Origin of the sequence: Lacinutrix sp. Bg11-31 (assembly GCF_002831665.1) — a bacterium.
GTDB lineage: Bacteria > Bacteroidota > Bacteroidia > Flavobacteriales > Flavobacteriaceae > Lacinutrix.
The window spans coordinates 908,556-926,904 of record NZ_CP025118.1 but is presented as its reverse complement, the minus strand read 5'-3'; the positions used below and the strand labels follow the sequence as shown (position 1 = coordinate 926,904).

At 31.0% G+C, this 18,349-nt stretch carries 17 protein-coding genes; 6 read left to right on the top strand and 11 right to left on the bottom strand.

All coding sequences use genetic code 11. The features are described 5' to 3' along the window. The first annotated feature begins 3 nt into the window (after positions 1 to 3). From CW733_RS04295 to CW733_RS04280, 4 genes are all read left to right on the top strand, one after another. Complete coding sequence (locus CW733_RS04295; protein ID WP_100996027.1) at positions 4 to 1,008, top strand: MoxR family ATPase; 1,005 nt, start codon at positions 4 to 6, stop codon at positions 1,006 to 1,008. Between the two features lie 88 nt (positions 1,009 to 1,096). After that, complete coding sequence (locus tag CW733_RS04290; RefSeq protein ID WP_198520105.1) at positions 1,097 to 2,431, top strand: DUF58 domain-containing protein; 1,335 nt, start codon at positions 1,097 to 1,099, stop codon at positions 2,429 to 2,431. A 25-nt stretch (positions 2,432 to 2,456) separates the two neighbouring features. Continuing rightward, positions 2,457 to 2,858 carry a DUF805 domain-containing protein gene (locus tag CW733_RS04285; RefSeq protein WP_100996026.1) on the top strand — a complete coding sequence of 134 codons (402 nt, stop codon included), beginning with the start codon at positions 2,457 to 2,459 and terminating at the stop codon, positions 2,856 to 2,858. Between the two features lie 40 nt (positions 2,859 to 2,898). Continuing rightward, a complete protein-coding gene (locus CW733_RS04280) occupies positions 2,899 to 3,267 on the top strand; it encodes a DUF805 domain-containing protein (protein WP_100996025.1) in 369 nt (122 codons plus the stop codon). Between the two features lie 76 nt (positions 3,268 to 3,343). Here CW733_RS04280 and CW733_RS04275 read toward each other — a convergent pair whose 3' ends face one another. The 10 genes from CW733_RS04275 to CW733_RS04230 form a co-directional block, all read right to left on the bottom strand. Beyond that, positions 3,344 to 3,535, bottom strand: a complete 192-nt coding sequence (locus tag CW733_RS04275; protein WP_100996024.1) for a cold-shock protein — start codon at positions 3,533 to 3,535, stop codon at positions 3,344 to 3,346. 99 nt (positions 3,536 to 3,634) lie between these two features. Beyond that, positions 3,635 to 4,636, bottom strand: a complete 1,002-nt coding sequence (locus tag CW733_RS04270; protein ID WP_232730392.1) for an acyl-CoA desaturase — start codon at positions 4,634 to 4,636, stop codon at positions 3,635 to 3,637. Positions 4,637 to 5,034: 398 nt separating this feature from the next. Further along, positions 5,035 to 5,226, bottom strand: coding sequence for a cold-shock protein (locus CW733_RS04265; RefSeq protein WP_100996022.1), 192 nt, complete (start codon positions 5,224 to 5,226; stop codon positions 5,035 to 5,037). Positions 5,227 to 5,293: 67 nt separating this feature from the next. After that, complete coding sequence (locus tag CW733_RS04260) at positions 5,294 to 6,187, bottom strand: EamA family transporter (protein ID WP_100996021.1); 894 nt, start codon at positions 6,185 to 6,187, stop codon at positions 5,294 to 5,296. A gap of 187 nt (positions 6,188 to 6,374) precedes the next feature. Continuing rightward, positions 6,375 to 7,910: an SDR family NAD(P)-dependent oxidoreductase gene (locus CW733_RS04255; protein ID WP_100998661.1), complete on the bottom strand. Its 1,536-nt coding sequence runs from the start codon at positions 7,908 to 7,910 to the stop codon at positions 6,375 to 6,377. 141 nt (positions 7,911 to 8,051) lie between these two features. Beyond that, positions 8,052 to 9,392, bottom strand: a complete 1,341-nt coding sequence (locus CW733_RS04250; RefSeq protein ID WP_100998659.1) for a DEAD/DEAH box helicase — start codon at positions 9,390 to 9,392, stop codon at positions 8,052 to 8,054. 268 nt (positions 9,393 to 9,660) lie between these two features. Beyond that, on the bottom strand, positions 9,661 to 9,852 hold the full coding sequence (locus CW733_RS04245; RefSeq protein ID WP_034058905.1) for a cold-shock protein: 192 nt from the start codon (positions 9,850 to 9,852) through the stop codon (positions 9,661 to 9,663). Between the two features lie 301 nt (positions 9,853 to 10,153). Beyond that, on the bottom strand, positions 10,154 to 11,047 hold the full coding sequence (locus CW733_RS04240) for a winged helix-turn-helix domain-containing protein (protein WP_232730391.1): 894 nt from the start codon (positions 11,045 to 11,047) through the stop codon (positions 10,154 to 10,156). 74 nt (positions 11,048 to 11,121) lie between these two features. Beyond that, entirely contained in the window at positions 11,122 to 12,432 is a 1,311-nt protein-coding gene (locus CW733_RS04235; protein WP_100996019.1) for a DEAD/DEAH box helicase, read from the bottom strand. 202 nt (positions 12,433 to 12,634) lie between these two features. Beyond that, positions 12,635 to 13,231 carry a GNAT family N-acetyltransferase gene (locus CW733_RS04230; RefSeq protein ID WP_100996018.1) on the bottom strand — a complete coding sequence of 199 codons (597 nt, stop codon included), beginning with the start codon at positions 13,229 to 13,231 and terminating at the stop codon, positions 12,635 to 12,637. A 228-nt stretch (positions 13,232 to 13,459) separates the two neighbouring features. Between CW733_RS04230 and CW733_RS04225 the strand changes: the two genes are divergently transcribed. Both CW733_RS04225 and CW733_RS04220 read left to right on the top strand, forming a co-directional pair. Further along, entirely contained in the window at positions 13,460 to 16,363 is a 2,904-nt protein-coding gene (locus CW733_RS04225) for a PEP/pyruvate-binding domain-containing protein (RefSeq protein ID WP_100996016.1), read from the top strand. Between the two features lie 8 nt (positions 16,364 to 16,371). After that, a complete protein-coding gene (locus tag CW733_RS04220) occupies positions 16,372 to 17,685 on the top strand; it encodes a serine hydrolase (RefSeq protein WP_100996014.1) in 1,314 nt (437 codons plus the stop codon). 107 nt (positions 17,686 to 17,792) lie between these two features. Here CW733_RS04220 and CW733_RS04215 read toward each other — a convergent pair whose 3' ends face one another. Then, a complete protein-coding gene (locus CW733_RS04215) occupies positions 17,793 to 18,326 on the bottom strand; it encodes a hypothetical protein (RefSeq protein WP_100996012.1) in 534 nt (177 codons plus the stop codon). Positions 18,327 to 18,349 lie beyond the last annotated feature (23 nt).

Below are 18,349 nucleotides of genomic sequence, written 5' to 3'. Positions count from 1 at the left end.
ACTATGGAAGAACAAATTAATAATGAAGCTTCAGAGAATTTAGAATTTAAAAACAGAATAGATGTCTCTGAATTGCAAGAAACTGTTCATAAAATAAAAAAGGAATTAAAGAAAGTTATTGTTGGTCAAAAAGACATGATGGACCTTCTAATTGTATCTCTTTTAGCAAATGGACACGCTTTAATTGAAGGTGTTCCAGGCGTTGCAAAAACTATAACTGCTAAATTATTATCTAGAACTATGAATATAGATTTTAGTAGAATTCAATTTACACCAGATTTAATGCCATCAGATATTTTAGGAACCTCTGTTTTTAATGCAAAAACTTCAGATTTCGAATTTAAAAAAGGCCCTATCTTCTCTAGTATGATTTTAATTGATGAAATTAATAGAGCTCCAGCAAAAACACAAGCAGCACTGTTTGAGGTTATGGAAGAAAAGCAAGTTACTATTGATGGTAAAACCTATAAAATGGAAGAGCCTTTTATTGTTTTAGCAACACAAAACCCAATAGAACAAGAAGGTACGTATAGGTTACCAGAAGCACAGTTAGACCGCTTTTTATTTAAAATTAATGTAGGATATCCAACTGCAGAAGAAGAATTAGAAATTATTATTCGAGAACAAGCTCTAGAGAATACTACCAAAATAGAAAAAATTGAAGAAATAATTACTGCTGCCGAAATTAAAAAATATAGAGCCTTAGTCAATCAAATAAACATAGAAGAAAATTTACTAAAATACATTTCTAGTATAGTGGTAAATACAAGGTCTAATTCGTTTTTATATTTAGGAGCATCACCAAGAGCAAGCATAGCTATTTTAAAAGCATCTAAGGCATTTTCTGCTATAGAAGGAAGAGATTTTGTAACACCCGAAGATATTAAAAAGGCAGCAGTTCCTGTGCTACAACACAGAGTAATTGTAACACCAGAAAGAGAAATGGAAGGTTTAACAAGTAAACAAATTATTGAACAAATTATTGAAGCAGTAGAGATTCCTAGATAACTTATTAATACCTCCTCAAGCGAGGTTTAGAGGTTTTTAAGTAGGTTACGACTGCGCCCAACCAAACAGCAATTAAATTATATATTTTTTGAAACACTATTATAATTCTTTATTTTTAAACAATAGATTCTTCTACATTTTAGCTGTTATAGCTGTGCTATTTGTAATCGGTTTTTTTGCTCCACTGTTTTCTTATATTTCTAAAGTATTACTATTAATTTTATCTCTTTTAGTATTGGTAGATGTGTTCATTCTTTTTAAGAATAAAAATGGTATTAAAGTAAAACGTTTCTTACCCGAAAGATTATCCAATGGAGATGCTAATAAAATTACGCTTCAAATTAAAAACAAGTATTCATTTTTAAGTCATTTATCAATTATTGAAGAACTTCCTTTTCAATTTCAAAAGCGAGATTTTATTTTTGATTTAAAGATACCTTCCAAACAAGATAAAACTATTCATTACGATGTAAAACCAACACAAAGAGGTGTTTATAATTTTGGACATATCAATATTTATGCTTCTACTCCGCTTCAGTTAGCAACAAAAAAATATGTTTTAGGTAAAGAAAAAGAACTAAAATGTTATCCTTCATTTTTAAAGCTAAGAGATTTTAATTTTAAAGCATTTACAGACGCTACAATTTCATACGGAACAAAAAAAGTAAGAAGAATTGGGCACTCCTTGGAATTCGAACAAATTAAAGAATATGTTTCTGGAGATGATATAAGAACTCTAAACTGGAAAGCTACAGCGAAACGTAATCAATTAATGATTAATCAATATGTGGAAGAAAAATCGCAACCTGTATACTCTATTATCGATAAAGGTCGTGCCATGCAAATGCATTTTAATAATATTAGCCTCTTAGATTATGCCGTAAACGCAACATTAGCAATTAGTAATGTGATTTTACGAAAACAAGATAAAGCTGGTATGTTATCATTTTCTAAAAAATTAGAGGATATTGTAGTTGCAGAACAAAGGAATTCACAAATGAATTTAATTTCTGAAGCTTTATATAATATAAAAACAGATTTTTCAGAATCAGATTTTAGTAGTTTGTATGCCGTTGTAAAGCGTAAAATAACCAATAGAAGCTTACTAATTTTATATACAAACTTTGAAACAATGGATGGTTTAAACAGGCAACTCTCCTATTTAAGAGCCTTAGCGAAAAATCATTTACTGTTAGTTGTATTCTTTAAAAACACAGAATTAGAATCTGTAATTAATTCTAAATCAGATAACATACAAGATGTTTATGATACTATTATTGCTGAAAAATTTATGCACGAAAAAAAGAGGATTGTAAGCGCCTTAAAAAAATATGGTATACAATCTGTTTTAACAGAACCACAAAACTTAACAGGAGATACTATAAACAAATATCTAGAATTAAAGTCTAGAGGTCTTTTTTAATAAAAACAAATTAAAATAACGAAGCATGAAATGGTATTTACATTGCATTAAAAATTACACAAATTTTTCTGGTAGAGCAAGAAGAAGTGAGTATTGGATGTTTCTATTATTTAATATTCTTATAGTAATTGCTTTATCTTATTTATCAAGTATTATTAATGAAGTATTAGATTCAGATAATTTCATCTTTATTCCTTTCGTTTACATATTATTAATAATTGTCCCACATTTTGCTGTTGTAGTAAGAAGGCTGCATGACATTAACAAATCAGGAACGTATTGGTTTGTTAGGTTTATTCCATTAGTTGGCCCTATTTGGCTATTAGTATTATTGGTTGAAGATAGTTCTATTGGTGTAAATAAATATGGTAGAAATCCTAAAAAAGAAATCGACGAAAATTCTATTGATTTAATTGGTAAAGAATAGATTTTTATTAAATTTATACCCTAACCTTAAAACTTAATAAATGAATTGGTATCTAAAAGTATTAAAACAATATACAGACTTTAGTGGAAGAGCAAGACGAACAGAATATTGGATGTTCTTTTTATTTAATGTATTAATTTCAATAGTAATTAATATAATTGTTATTGCTGGAGAAATGCCTTCTCTTAGCATTATAGACACCATATATTCATTTGCAGTATTAATTCCTGGAATTGCAGTTGGAGTAAGACGTATGCATGATGTTGGAAAAAGTGGATGGTATTTATTAATTCCTATTTATAGTTTAATATTAGCTTGTACAGATAGTGAAGCAGGATCTAATAAATGGGGAGAAAACCCTAAGCAAATTGGTAACGATGATGCTATCGATTTAATTGGTAAAGAATAAAACTTAATAATTAGTTATTATAAAAAAAGCCCATCAATAAATTGATGGGCTTTTGTAAAAACTTTAAGTATATATTTTAGATAACTTTTACGTTAACTGCATTTAATCCTTTGTTTCCTTCTTGAAGGTCAAATTCAACTTCATCTCCTTCTCTAATCTCATCGATTAATCCTGAAATGTGTGCAAAATGATCTTTATCTACACCTTCTTCTGTGATGAATCCAAATCCTTTCGCCTCGTTGAAAAATTTAACTGTTCCTTTACTCATAATAATATAATATTTAATTTTAATAATTACTAACTAGAATACAAAGATGATGCCAAAGTGGTATTTAATAAGTAGTCTTCAGGAAACAGCCTTCAGTAATTACTCTTGTATCATTTCTCCTATTGCAATTACCATATCCTTCTTTCCTAATTGTTTAAGTGTTTTAGTATGATCTACAATTGCTTGAAAAAATGATTTTTTAACATGGTAAGGCATGCCAAACTCTATTGCAGTCTCTTTTACTATTTCTGCTAAATTTTGATAGTGTACATGGCAAACATCTGGCAATACATGGTGTTCTACTTGATAGTTTAAACCACCTAGAAGCCAAAATAGAAATTTACTTTTAGGAGCAAAATTACACGTAGTTGCAAATTGATGCGCATACCAATTATTATTCATAGCACCATCTTCGTCTGGCAACGGAAAAGTGTTATCATGCATTATATGTGCAACTTGAAAAACAGTACTTACCAAAAGGCCTGTAACAAAATGCATGCATATAAAGGCTAATAATATAGTATACCAAGCAAATGGTAATAAAACCATTGGTAACACAATAGCATAAGTATAATAAGCAAGTTTCCATGCAGTCATGCTAATTAATGCTTTCTTATACTCGTTCTTTTTGTTTAAAAACCCCATATCTCTGTAGCGTTTTAAACGCACAAAATCTTTCGTCGTAATCCACGATATAGTAGAAATGCCGTAGAAAAACCAAATATAAAGATGTTGGTATTGGTGAGACTTATAATGTTTTGCATGTGGTGAAAACCTAAGAAAAAAAGGTGCATTTAAATCGTCGTCTGCATGATCAATATTAGTATATGTATGGTGTAAAACATTGTGTTGTATTCTCCAAACAGTTGCATCACCTCCAATAAGATTAAAAGAATAACTTAATAGTTTATTCACGTTCTTATTTTTAGAATACGAGCCATGGATTGCATCATGCATAACACCCATACCAATACCTGCCATACCAAATCCACTAAGAATATATAAAGTAAATAATTGCCAAGTTGCAGTTACCAAACCTGAAGACAGTAATGCTAATGGTACAGTAAACAACGATAGCATAATAATTGTCTTAATAACCATTGTTGCATTGGCATTTCTGCTTTTTTTATGCGTTTTAAAATAGGCGTTTACTCGTGATCTTAACGTTCTTGCGAAGTCTGGATTTATGTCTCTTGAGAATTTTGGATTATTGATGCTATTAATTTTTAAATTAAAATTTTACGACGCACAGATTTTTTATACTGAAAAAACGTCTATTTAAAAATTGGAAAAAGCAAAGAATCAATTAAAAGGGAAAATTTATAAGAATAAAGCTATCAACAACTAATATTGTAAATATAGATTAAATATATAGTGTTATGCGAAACTATTTGGTCTTTTTATAACTACCGCATTCAACCTCTAGCTTAGTAAACAACTTTATAACAAAAAAGCCCATCACTAATGATGGGCTTTTGTAAAAACTTGAAGTATATATCTTAGATAACTTTTACGTTAACTGCGTTTAATCCTTTGTTTCCTTCTTGAAGGTCAAATTCAACTGCGTCTCCTTCTCTAATCTCATCGATTAATCCTGAAACGTGTACAAAATGATCTTTGTCTACTCCTTCTTCTGTAATAAATCCAAATCCTTTTGTGTCGTTGAAAAATTTAACTGTTCCTGTACTCATAATAATATAATATTTAATTTTAATAATTACTAACTAGAAAGCAAAGACAGTGCCACAAATTAAAACACTATACTTTTTTTCTTGAAGTAATAAAATAAACACCTGTTAATAGTACTACTGCTGCTACTATAGATTGTGTACTTAGTTGTTCGTCTAAAACATACCAACCTAAAAGCATTGCTACAATTGGATTTACATAAGCAGAAGTTGCTACTTTCTCTGTAGAGACTTGTTTTAACAAGTAATTAAAGGCTGTAAAAGCAACAATACTTCCAAAGGTTATTAATAAAAGCATAGATATTTTTACATCTGCACTCCATTCTAATGGAGAAATCCATTCTTCTTTGGTTAATAAACTTGCACAAAGCAACATTATACTTCCAATAGCCATTTGGTAACCTGTTGCTACAAAATAATTTTTAGGCATATCGGCTTTAGAAACAAATACACTAGCATAACTCCAACCTATAACACAAGTAAAAATCATGAATATCCCTAAAAGCACACCTTCATTAGCTACTAAATCTTGCTGACTTACCAATAAATACATACCTACAAGACCCAAGCCTACTCCAATTAAAGACTTCGGTTGCATTTTTTTGTTATCCATTAAACGCATTAATAACAATACAAATAAAGGTTGAGTAGATGCTAATAATGCTGCAAAACCACTATCTACATACTTTAAAGCCCAAACAAAGACTCCGTTTCCGTAGACTAGAAATAGAAAACCAACTAGTATCGAGTTTCGAAACTGTTTTTTGGTAATAGACAGTTTCATTTTCATAATTTTTGCTATGCTAAAAATTAAGACACTTGCGCAAGAAAAACGAATGGCTGCCAAGAAAAATGGAGACAACTCGGTAACTGCAATTTTATTAAGCAAATACGTTGATCCCCAAATAATATAAATAGAGAAAAACGCTACTATAATCAGGGCTTTGGTGTTAGACTTTGGCATACTATTTTAGTTAATTTTAAAACACTAAAAGTAAACTTTTTAATAACACCGATAATAGGTAATAGTTTTTTTGAAGTAATACTTTTTCAAAAAAAAAAATAAAAAAAGCTTTCAAAATTTGAAAGCTTTTTAAATGTATTTTATGTCTCTTTTAGTCTTTAAAAGAATTTATTACCTAAACAAAGGCTTACCAATCTATTGGGAAATAATCCTTCAAGAATTTACCACTCCAATGCTTACCAGTATTAATACCATCTATTAATGGATCCATTACTCGTGCTGCACCATCTACAATATCTAAAGGTGGTTGGAAATCGTGTACTTCTACTTTCTTTTTAGATAAAGCTGCTGGATCTTCGTCTGTAACCCAACCTGTATCTACTGCATTCATGTAAATACCAGACTTAGCAAAGGTTCCTGCAGAAGTATGCGTTAGCATATTTAAGGCTGCTTTTGCCATATTGGTATGTGGATGTCTGTCTTCTTTTTTAAACCTATGAAACTTCCCTTCCATTGCAGACACATTAATAATGTGCTTTTTACCTGTGTTTTCTTTCATCATGATATTAGACAAACGATTACACAATACAAAAGGAGCTACAGCATTTACAAGCTGTACTTCTACCATTTCGGTAGTTTCAATTTCACCTAATTTTAGTCTCCAACTATTAGTTTTACGTAAATCTACTTGTTGTAAATCTGCATCTAATTCACCTTCCGGGAAAACCTCGGCTGTTTGCAATGAATTATCGAAACTATAAGGGATTTGAGAGAGCTCTGCCGAATTACGTAATCCAATTCCAGGTTCTGGACCATGCCAAGTTACTGGCAACACATTGTTTTTATCTGTTTTGGAAGGTCCTACACTTAAGCTAGACAACTCTTCTAAACAACTTTCATGATCTTGTAATAATGTTTGAGCAAGCTTTGGTAACTTATCGATAGGTAATTTTTCATTTTCCATTAAATGGAAATAAAAACCAGATGGACGCCTAACTGTTTGTGCTGCGTTATTGATTAATATATCTAAGCGATCGTATTTTTGCTCGATATAATTACAGAAAATCTCTACACTAGGTATGTGTCTTAAATCCAAACCGTGAATATGTAAACGATCACTCCACGTTTTATAATCTTCTTCTTTAGAAAAACGAATAGCAGAATCTGCAGGAAAACGCGTAGTTGCAACAACCGTTGCTCCAGAACGCAATAACATTAATGTAATATGGTATCCAATTTTTAATCGAGAACCTGTAATTACAGCCACTTGATCTTTTAAATCTGTAGTTTGAAAACGTTTAGCATAGTTTAAATCGCCACAATCTGTACACATAGTATCATAAAAATGATGCAGTTTAGTATAGACTGTTTTACAAACGTAGCAATTTCTTGGTGATTCTAATTCTGGAGTATCTTCATTAATTACAGCTGCTGCCAATAATTTCGGAGCTACAAATAAAGTGGCTTCTCTTGCAGATCTAATACCTGTAGATTTTCTAGCATGCTTGTCGCTTTCAATCATTTTACGCTTTGCCGCTTTTTTAGCGTCTTTACGTCTACGTTGAAACTCGTCACGACTTGGTCGCGTTAAGGCACCAGCTACTTTAAAAAGGGCAACTCTTTGGTCTTCTGGCAATTCAAAAAGCTGGTCGGTATCATCCAATAGCTTCTGAATTGTAGCAATACAGTTTTCAATCTCTAAATTACTATTCTTTTCCTTCATAAAATTATCTAACGGTGTATTGTCACTTCTAGTGATTTTTTTTTTCATCTGAATTATTTCGGGAACAATTTAGAGTTAAACTTCTCGATACAATTCCTTATACTTTGCAATCACTCGAAATGACAACATTCTATTATAAAATTACTTACTTTTCTTCTTTTTAGACTCTTCTGGCTTTTCTTTACTTGCGTTGGTTTGCATCAAGTAATTCGCCAATATTTTATCTACTAATTCCTCTTTTGTTAAGTGATGGAATATCGTTTTAATTTGTCCTTTTAAAGCTTCATTGACCTCTCTATTAGGCTTCGCTTTAAATATTTTTTTAGCCCATAATAAGGTGTTATTATCTTCTATACTTTGTGCATCTGGCTTTTTAAACGGCGTAAAACTAATGTTTAGTTCTTCTTCAAACTCACCAATATCTTCTACTTCTTCTTTCTGGATAATAGTAAGCGATAAACCGTTTGCACCTGCTCTAGCAGTACGTCCACTTCTATGCACATACGCTTCGTATGTGTCTGGTAAATGATAGTTTACTACCCAAGACAACTCTTTTACATCAATACCACGCGCTGCTAAATCTGTAGCAACCAAAATATCAATATGGCCTTCTCTAAATTGTCCCATAATACGATCTCGAATACCTTGTGTTAGGCTTCCGTGAATAGCTCCTGATGAGAACTTATTAATCGCTAGTTTTTTTGCTAGCTTGTTTACTGCTGCTTTGGTTTTACAGAATATGATACCACGTTGTCCTTCATTTGCATTTAAAAAATGAAGTAAAACTTCCAGTTTCTCTATAGGTTCTACAACTATATATTGGTGATCGATACCTTGATGACCAACAGATTCCATATCTGCTTCAATTTGCACAACATGTTTAGACATGTAATTTTGAACCATTTGTTTAATGGTTCCTGGCATTGTAGCTGTAAAAAGTAATGTTCTTCTGTTTTTTGGTAAAGCTTTAATAATAGTATCTACTCCTTCTTTATGAGCACTTACCATTTCGTCTGCTTCATCTAACACAAAATAAGTAATGTCTTTTACGTTTATAGCATTTCGTTCTATTAAATCTGCTAAACGCCCTGGAGTTGCTACTACTATATGTGTTGCTTCTTTCAGTCTTTCTATTTGTGGTTTTATTGGTATTCCTCCAAATAATCCAGCAATAGATACCTGCATACTATTTGCTTTATAAGACTCTAGATTATTAAAAATCTGTTGTCCTAACTCTCTAGTTGGAGCAAGAATAACAGCCTGAATATTAACTTCATCAATGTCTATAAGTTGTAATAGTGGTAAACCAAAAGCGGCAGTTTTACCCGTTCCTGTTTTTGCTAATGCAACAACATCTTCTTTTTGGTTTAGAATAATAGGAATAACTTTTTCTTGAATATCTGTAGGTACAGAGATTTGCAAAGCCGCTAAACTTTCTTGAAGTTGCTTATTAATCCCAATATCTGAAAACTTTTTTGACATAAAATATTTTTTTGGTAAAGATAATACCATTTCTTGTTTGAAATAGCTGTAAAAGAAAAAGATGATTTTTTTCTTTATAAGAAAATATAAAATTTAAGCATTGCTTTAGTTCTTGTTTCTATTGAATTAGAAAAGAGAAAAGGACTATGTATTACAGTTATATCAATGAAAAACTGCTGTAGCCACACTTTTTGGAAGACAAATTATAAAGCATAAAAAAAGCCCATCTATTAAAGATGAGCTTTTTTGAAAATATATGAATATATTCTTAGATAACTTTTACGTTAACCGCGTTTAATCCTTTGTTTCCTTCTTGTAAATCGAATTCAACTTGGTCACCTTCTCTAATCTCATCGATTAATCCAGAAATGTGTACAAAATGATCTTTATCAACACCTTCTTCTGTGATGAATCCAAATCCTTTAGCGTCGTTGAAAAATTTAACTGTTCCTTTACTCATTGTAATGTAATTTAATTTATTAATGTTTTGCAAATATAATGCCATTAATTTAGAAAACAACAATTTTTATATAAAATAAACATTTTTTATTCACTAATAAAATTCCTTTAAGTAAAAATCTAATAAATAACACCTTAATAGTACTTAGAAAACAATACCACAGCCCTAACTAATTGCTTGTTAAATAATTAAAAATCATAATCCGTAATGGTTGATATAAATTTAGTTAATGAATAGCTGTAGCTTAATACATTACTGTTTTACTTGTGATTGGAGTATAGAATGCGTGAGAATTTGGAAATTACATCTCCAGTTTATAACCTACTCCATGAACATTGGTAAGCTTTATAGAATCGTCGTCTTTTAGTTTTTTACGCAACTTAGAGATGTACGTATCTAGACTTCTACCAACTATTACACCATTGTCTTCCCATACTCTTTTGGTAAGCTCGTCTCGTTTAATAATTTGATTAGGATTAGCCACAAAAATGGCTAATATTTCGCATTCCTTTTTTGAAAGACTAATTTCGGTTGCTGCTTTCACTAATTTATTTTGCTCTGGATAAAATTGAAAAACACCTAGTTTTTCAAAATCGGCGGTTGCGTTTTCGAGTTCAATAATATTATCTTTACGCTTCTTTTTATTTAATATTAACTTTATAACAAAAATAAGTAACCCAACACCTAGTAGAGATAATAACCAAATATAACCACTACTCGATTCTACCTTATCTAAAAAAGTAATTTCTATTGTATAACAGCCATTTGGCAATAATCGTCCTGCACATGGAATAAGAGTCCGTTCTTTTTCTGTATGAATCTCATAACTGTAAGCAACTTCGTTATCTCTACATTGTAGCACTTCTACACGATAGTTTTTTGGTAATGAAGTCTTTTGAAAACTGCTATTAATGGCTGCTACTAATTGATTGGGTTCAAAAGTTAAAGGTTGATTAAATTCTAGTTTATAAACTGAAGATTGGAGTTCTAAAACTGGCAATATTAAAGAAGTAGAATCTTGATTCTTAAGTAGCAATTGATTTCCAGCTTCTCTTATTGTAACTTTAGTTGTAGCCGAAACACTGTCATTGTTCTTTTCTTTCTGACATGAAAAAAATGAAATCGAAATTAGTAGTATAAAAAGTATTCTATAGATTTTCAATATGCTTTTATTAATTAAAAGTAAATAACTCACTATTTACTGACTTTAAAGAGCAATTGACACTTATTTTACATTTTTTTGACAATTGAAATCATTCTAAAAACCCTTTAAACGATTGTAACGCGAACTTTTCGCTTCTTTATACGCATGTTATTTACTTTCTCTACAATTGCCAATGCTTTAGCTTTTGGTACAGCAACAAAAGCACAGTCTTGTTTTAATTCTATAACTCCTAATTCGTTACGTTCTAAATTGCCTTGTTTAAAAAATAGGCCTGCAATATCCCCTTTAGAGATCTTATCTTTTCTACCTCCAGAAATAAATAAAGTAGACCATTCACTTTCTATTTTTGTAGGCTTACTGCTTAACTTTGTTATTTCAGACGAGGTGATAAAATCTGGCAAATACTCGTTTTCCCATTGCAAAACATAGGCTGTTCCTTGCGCATTCATTCTTCCTGTTCTACCGTTTCTATGGGTGAACTCTTCAGCTTTTAATGGTAATTGGTAATGGATAATAAAATTCAACTCAGGAATATCTAGACCACGAGCAGCTAAGTCTGTAGCTATAATAATTTGATGCGAGCCATTTCTAAATTTAATAAGCGCACGTTCTCTATCTATTTGTTCCATACCACCAAAAAAGCAGCCATGAGCAATATTGTTAGTATTTAAAAAATCACTTACATATTGAATAGTATCTTTAAAATTACAAAATATAATACCTGGTTTATTACCTATATGATGTAATAAATCTACTAATGTTTGTAGTTTGTTTTTATCTGGAGAGATTACTTTTTTAACTACTAAATTCGATATTTTAGTGTCTAAATAATCAATTGTTATTTCGTTTTCGAGACCTACAAATCTTGGTATTTCCATATCCTGAGTTGCAGATGTTAGAATACGCTTTTTAATATTTGGTAAACTACCTAGAATCTCACTCATCTCCTTTTCGAAACCTATCTCAAGAGATTTATCGAATTCGTCTAAAACCAAAGTTCTAATATCTTCTACTGAAACCGTTTTTTTTCTTAAATGATCTGCAACACGCCCAGGTGTCCCAATTAGAATTGCAGGCGCATGAGCAAGTTCAATTTTATCTTTAGTAAAAGGTCTTCCTCCATAAACAGCATTGGCTTTAAAACCAGATCCTATTTCTCTTATCACCTGCTCTATTTGTATAGCTAGTTCACGAGAAGGTACTAAAATTAGTAACTGTACATTTTCGCATTTTGAAGACAACTCGTTAATTGTAGGTAATAAAAACGCAAGTGTTTTTCCTGTTCCTGTTGGCGATAACAAAACAGTATTAGCAATAGATGAGATAGATAAATACGCTTCCTCTTGCATAGGATTTAGCGCTTCAATATTCAATTTATCTAAAATTGCTTTTTGCGATTTCTTTTGGTTTGACATTACTTGTTTTTTTGCAAAGATAGCGACAGTTTTTGGTTTGTGTTATTTTTTTCTATTTTTGAATAAATCTTTTATTTCTGAATTTAAAAAAAACTAAGCATGGCATATATTTTATTTTCTATCATAATCGGTTACTGGATTTTTAAACTAGTAAAGAAAAAAAAATAACTACAGTTTAATAAACTAAAAGATTTTATTGATTTTATAATCGTGATTCTAAATTAGTTTTAATTCCATCAAACCATTCGTCTTTTAAAATACTTAGTATAATACTGTCTCGCCTTGCTCCATTTGGTGTGGCACAATTTTGCCTTAAAATACCTTCCACAGTACAACCTAAACTTTTCATGGCTGCAATACTTCTTTTATTATTATTGTCTGCTCTAAATTCTACACGCTCAACTCCAAGTGTTTCGAAAGCTAAAGACAGCATTAAAAACTTACAATTTTTATTTAATCCTGTACCTTGAAATGCTTTCCCATACCAAGTATAACCTAACTGAATTGTGTTGTATTGTTCTTGATAATCATAAAAACGTGTACTTCCAGCATACTCATTTGTTCGTTTATCGAATACTAAAAAAGGATACGCTTTTTTATCTGCTTTGTCCTGCAATGCTTTGTCTAAATAAGATTTTAAATTATCTAATCCATTTGCTGGTTGTAGAGAATATTCCCACAACGTTGGCTCATTTAAAGAAAAGGTTGAAAGAATATTAAAATCTTCAGGTTTTAAAGGTATTAATTTAACACTATCGTTTTCTAATATGTATTCTTTACTAAAGTCTAGAGGTTTCATCATTTTTCAAATAATTGGTTGTTTTTTGTGCAAAAAGCTTAGTCCTTCGAATAAAGTAAGCACAAAAAAAGTAAACTATTAAGTTTCCCTAAATTAATGATTTTTCTTAAATGAGTTAAATACCAAAAATATCGAGTATTTATGCTAAAAAAATAGCTTATAAATAAATAAATAAAAATTCACATTAATAAATAAGATATTTTTGCATGTAGATTAATCATAAAAACAATGTTTAGAAAAATAATCCCTTTACTAGTAATTCTTATTGCTTTAAGCTTAAAAACAGAAGCACAAGAACTTAATACAAAACAAATTAAAAACTTAATTGAAGCTTATAAAAAAGATGCTCGAGGTCCTTTTAATCGTATCAAATGGTTTTGTGAAGATGGTACCGAACGCGAACCAAAAGATCCATGCCCAGACAGTATTGGTGGAGGAATACAACATGCTAATTTTAAAGAATCTGCTATAAATTTAAGAAAAACTAATAACCTTTACTTTGGTGAAATTATTGCTGCAGTAAAGCAAAATGAGTTTTTAGATAGAAAGAATAATTTTAGCCGATTAAAACAATACCAACTAGGTAGATATCTAGCGAGTGTTGATGATGGTTGGGTATTACAAAAAGCGCAATATTATAGAGGCGCTTTGCAAAGTGAAGATGAAGAAGCTTGGGGAAAAGACTTTTTTGAATGGTTATTAAAAGACGAGCAGTTTATTGATGCAAACTACTATTTTTTAAGACAGACTTTAAAAGATATCCCGCATAATGGCGATGATAATATTGCGCAATTAATGAGAAGCCAGAGTAAAACCATATCTGAAGATTTCAAGCCATTTATGGATATTAGAATAAAAATACACGGACAACCTGAGGTTACAGATATTAAGCTTGTTAAAGATTTTATGGAATCTAAAACTATTCCAGAAAAACTAAAGAAAGATTTTGATGCTTTATTGACAACCATGTATAAATTCTACTCTCCTATCGATTTTACAAGATTGGAAAATGAATTAAAATCGTTACCAAGTAATAATATTACGACTAAAAGAATTCAAGATTTTATTGCTGCTAATAAAAGTGATAGAACATCTGCTTCTTTTATTTCTGAAATCGCTACTATTTTAGTTGAAATTAGAAGTAATATCTTAAGCTACAAAAGCAGTAAAGACCGTTTAAAAGTGTTGGATTTATCTAATCAATTAGAATATATTTTACTTACCGAAACTCAAAATTGGCAAACCAAAACACCTGGAGAGAGCCTAGATAAAATTAGTGCTTTGTCTTGTGCTGCTTTGGGATCTGGTTTAATTGAAGACTGGGAATACAACGCTATAGAACAAACAACTAATAGTAAAATTGCAAATAATGATTTAAATATTAATGATTTAAACCAATTGCTAACCACAAGCCGAAGTGTTGTAGAATGGAGTGCTGCAATGGTTAAAGCAAATTATCAAGATATTGTAGACGATTACACAGCATTTGAGCCTTTATCTTATGGATTTATAGACGACCGCGTTAGAAGTAGCGTTGCCTTAAGTTTAGGTGAAACTGTTAGCGAATTTGGGGCTTTTGTTTCTAAAACGTCTAAGATTAACAATAACGTTATGTCTATAGAAAACCAAAGTGCTATAAGAGGATTAAATCCTGGATATGCCTTTGGAGAATTGGTTGTTGTAGATGGCAATCCTGATGACGTTGAAGTGATCAGTAATAATATTTATATTTTTGAAAAACCACCTCACGATTTAAAACCAGTTGCTGGAATAATAACGGTTTCTGAAGGCAACTTAGTGTCTCACGTACAACTTTTAGCTCGTAATTTAGGAATCCCTAATGCTGTATTATCTTATGATAATTTAAAAGCAATGAAAAAATACAATGGCAAAACGATTTTCTATGCGGTGTCTAATAAAGGTAGTGTGATTATTAAAGCTGAAGACGCTATGTCTTCTACCGAAAAAGAGCTTTTTAGCAAAAAAGAGCGTAGTAAAAACATTATTGCTGTCCCTGTAGATCAAATTCGTTTAGATGTATCAAAAGTGCTTAATATGCGTGATGTTGATGCTAAAGACTCTGGTAAACTATGCGGACCAAAAGCTGCGAATTTAGGTGAGTTAAAGCAATTGTTTCCTGAACAAGTTGTGGAAGGTATTATTATTCCTTTCGGAATTTTTAGATCGCACATGAATACCCAAATGCCAAACCAAAACAAAACGTATTGGGAATACCTAAACGCTACGTTTACGGTTGCTAACGATATGCGTAATAATAAAACTGACGAAGCATCAGTTGAAGAATTTCAGCTTAAAAACTTAAAAAAGTTGCATGATGCTATTATAAACATGCCTTTAGAAGTTAGTTTTGTTACCGATATGAAAGTTAATTTTAAATCGGCTTTTGGGAATACAATTGGTAATGTTCCTGTGTTTTTACGTAGTGATACCAATATGGAAGACTTGAAAGAGTTTACTGGCGCTGGTTTAAATTTAACGTTGTTTAATATTAAAGATGAAGATGCCATTGTAAAAGGCATAAAACGTGTTTGGGCAAGTGCCTACACAGAACGTAGCTTTAAATGGCGTCAAAAATATTTAAGTAATCCTGAAAATGTATTTCCTTCTATTTTAATAATACCAAGTGTAGATGTTGATTATTCTGGTGTTATGATTACTAAAGGTATAAACTCTGGAAATGATAACGATTTAACTGTTGCTTTTAGCCGTGGTGCTGGTGGTGCTGTAGATGGACAAAGTGCAGAGACACGTTTAATCTCATCTAAAACAGATGAATTATTAGCGCCTGCAAGACAAAACGATTACATAAGACTTCCAGATTATGGAGGTACTAAAAAATATACGACAACTTTTGAGTCTCCAATTTTGAATGCTCGTAATATTAGTGACATTAGAACATTGGCAACCGAAATTAGAAAAAAAATGGTGCAACATGCCGATACTCCAAATCAAGCTTACGATGTAGAATTTGGTTTCAAGGATGATAAATTGTGGTTGTTTCAAATTCGTCCGTTTGTGGAAAATAAGCAAGCGAAAAGTTCGGAATACCTCTCTTCTATCTCACCAAAAATTGAAGGCGTTACATTAATTAGTCTTTCAGAAAAACTATAAAAAATATTATGAAAAAAATATTCTACGTATCAATTGGTCTTTGTATTCTACTTTCTTTTGGTTTTATATCATATCCAATAGATGGTTACGAGCGTACTGGAATTAAACGTTTGTACCAAATACATAAAATGCAAATAGACAGTGTGCCTTATAACCGTATTCCGTTTGGTGCCTATAAAAAGTTAGCAGATATTAAACTTAATTTAACGTCTAGAACCGAAGATAGCATTAAAGAATTATTTGTAGAGAATAAGGAATTTGCAGAACGCATAAAACGCTTGGTACCAAGTGGTGCTTATTCTTTAGCAGTTATGGACATGACGAATGCTAACGATTTAAAATATGCAGCTTATAGAGAAAATGTAGGTTATCAACCAGGAAGTGTTGGTAAAATAGCTGTTTTAAATGCTGTATTTACGCAAATGGCTAAGGTTTGTACCGATTTCGATCAGCGTATTATGTACCTAAAAGATATTAAAGTGTCTTCTCGTTATTGGGGAACTGGAGATCACCATACTGTGCCAATTTATGATATTGAAAAAGATAAACTAACAAAAAGACAAGTTGTTGCTAGCGATAAATTTTCGTTATTCGAATGGTTAGACCATATGGTTTCTGTGAGTAATAATGGTGCTGCAAGTGTTATGTACAGAGAGGCAATGTTAATGGCTGCCTTTGGTTCAGATTATGTTAATTTAACTGAAGAACAAGGCGAAAACTATTTTAAAGACACACCAAGAGATAGCTTAACTAACTTAGCAAATATGGTTGTAAACGAACCTTTAAGAACTTTAGGAATAACTGAAGACGATTGGAGACTTGGTGGTATGTTTACACGTACAGCAGATAAGTATGTTGGTAGAAAAGGTGGTAGTATTGGTACGCCTAAAGGTTTAATGAAATGGTTTATAAAACTAGAACAAGGTAAAATTGTAGATACAAATACAAGTCTTGAAATGAAACGACTACTCTACTCTACAGATAGACGTATTCGTTATGCAAAATCTAATAGACTAGATAGTGCTGCTGTATATTTTAAGTCTGGTAGTTATTACAAATGCGATAGAAAGAAAGATCCTAATTGTAAGGATTATGCTGGAAATGTATTTAATTATATGAACTCTGTTATTATTGTAGAGCATCCTAACAACGGCTCTAAATACATTGTTTGTTTAATGTCTAACGTATTAAACAAGAATTCAGCTGGAGCACACATGTATTTAGCAAGCAAGATTGACGATTTAATTGAAAAAAACAACGAAAACTCCGATGCTAAATTAGATGAGAACTTTAAAGACAAAGATGATACTGGCGGAAACTAACGTCTAACATGTTTGTGTATGGTTAGTTGCGTGGTTAAGCAACTAAGTTATCAAATAAATACTGGATAGAAAATCTGCATGGATTTTCGTAAGCAGTCTAAAACCAATTAATTATACACGTTGTCGGCAGTAGTTATTTTTTCTTCCGCTATACTTTTATTCAGTTTGTTTATTTTTGGTTGCAAAAACCAAATTCCGATTGGTAAAAACACAAAGAGAAAGAAATATCCAATGCTTTCACGTTTTTTTGATTTCCGATTTAATTCCATTGATTTTATAATTCTACCTGCGAATCCGAATGATTGCAGAAAAGCATAAAATAGATAAAATCCGAATAGAGCATAAATTCCGCTAAAATTAACATCGTTTCCATCATTCAAATACATAGCAGAAAAGTAAACAACGGAAAATAGAATCGCATTTATATAATAAAGATTAATTTTTAATCCGTATTGTTTCGGAACCATTTTAATCAGTTCCTTTGTCAGAAGAAATAACCAAATTAATATGGCACTAAACCCGATTAAATTAATCCAATATAAATTCCCTAAATCGCCTTGAAAATCAATCGAAGTCAATATTATAAAAGGAAATAATAATAGAAAAATTTGCCAGTGTTTTGCTTTTAAAATCCAATTCATTTTTTATTAAAGGTATGAGTATT

Excerpts from the sequence above, each read along its gene's own strand:
- CW733_RS04260 (WP_100996021.1), bottom strand. The coding sequence starts at position 6,187 with ATGCCAAAGTCTAACACCAAAGCCCTGATTATAGTAGCGTTTTTCTCT.
- CW733_RS04280 (WP_100996025.1), top strand. The coding sequence starts at position 2,899 with ATGAATTGGTATCTAAAAGTATTAAAACAATATACAGACTTTAGTGGA.
- CW733_RS04230 (WP_100996018.1), bottom strand. The coding sequence starts at position 13,231 with ATGAAACCTCTAGACTTTAGTAAAGAATACATATTAGAAAACGATAGT.
- CW733_RS04270 (WP_232730392.1), bottom strand. The coding sequence starts at position 4,636 with ATGGTTATTAAGACAATTATTATGCTATCGTTGTTTACTGTACCATTA.
- CW733_RS04275 (WP_100996024.1), bottom strand. The coding sequence starts at position 3,535 with ATGAGTAAAGGAACAGTTAAATTTTTCAACGAGGCGAAAGGATTTGGA.
- CW733_RS04220 (WP_100996014.1), top strand. The coding sequence starts at position 16,372 with ATGAAAAAAATATTCTACGTATCAATTGGTCTTTGTATTCTACTTTCT.
- CW733_RS04295 (WP_100996027.1), top strand. The coding sequence starts at position 4 with ATGGAAGAACAAATTAATAATGAAGCTTCAGAGAATTTAGAATTTAAA.
- CW733_RS04235 (WP_100996019.1), bottom strand. The coding sequence starts at position 12,432 with ATGTCAAACCAAAAGAAATCGCAAAAAGCAATTTTAGATAAATTGAAT.
- CW733_RS04255 (WP_100998661.1), bottom strand. The coding sequence starts at position 7,910 with ATGAAGGAAAAGAATAGTAATTTAGAGATTGAAAACTGTATTGCTACA.
- CW733_RS04245 (WP_034058905.1), bottom strand. The coding sequence starts at position 9,852 with ATGAGTAAAGGAACAGTTAAATTTTTCAACGACGCTAAAGGATTTGGA.
- CW733_RS04285 (WP_100996026.1), top strand. The coding sequence starts at position 2,457 with ATGAAATGGTATTTACATTGCATTAAAAATTACACAAATTTTTCTGGT.
- CW733_RS04265 (WP_100996022.1), bottom strand. The coding sequence starts at position 5,226 with ATGAGTACAGGAACAGTTAAATTTTTCAACGACACAAAAGGATTTGGA.
- CW733_RS04250 (WP_100998659.1), bottom strand. The coding sequence starts at position 9,392 with ATGTCAAAAAAGTTTTCAGATATTGGGATTAATAAGCAACTTCAAGAA.
- CW733_RS04215 (WP_100996012.1), bottom strand. The coding sequence starts at position 18,326 with ATGAATTGGATTTTAAAAGCAAAACACTGGCAAATTTTTCTATTATTA.
- CW733_RS04225 (WP_100996016.1), top strand. The coding sequence starts at position 13,460 with ATGTTTAGAAAAATAATCCCTTTACTAGTAATTCTTATTGCTTTAAGC.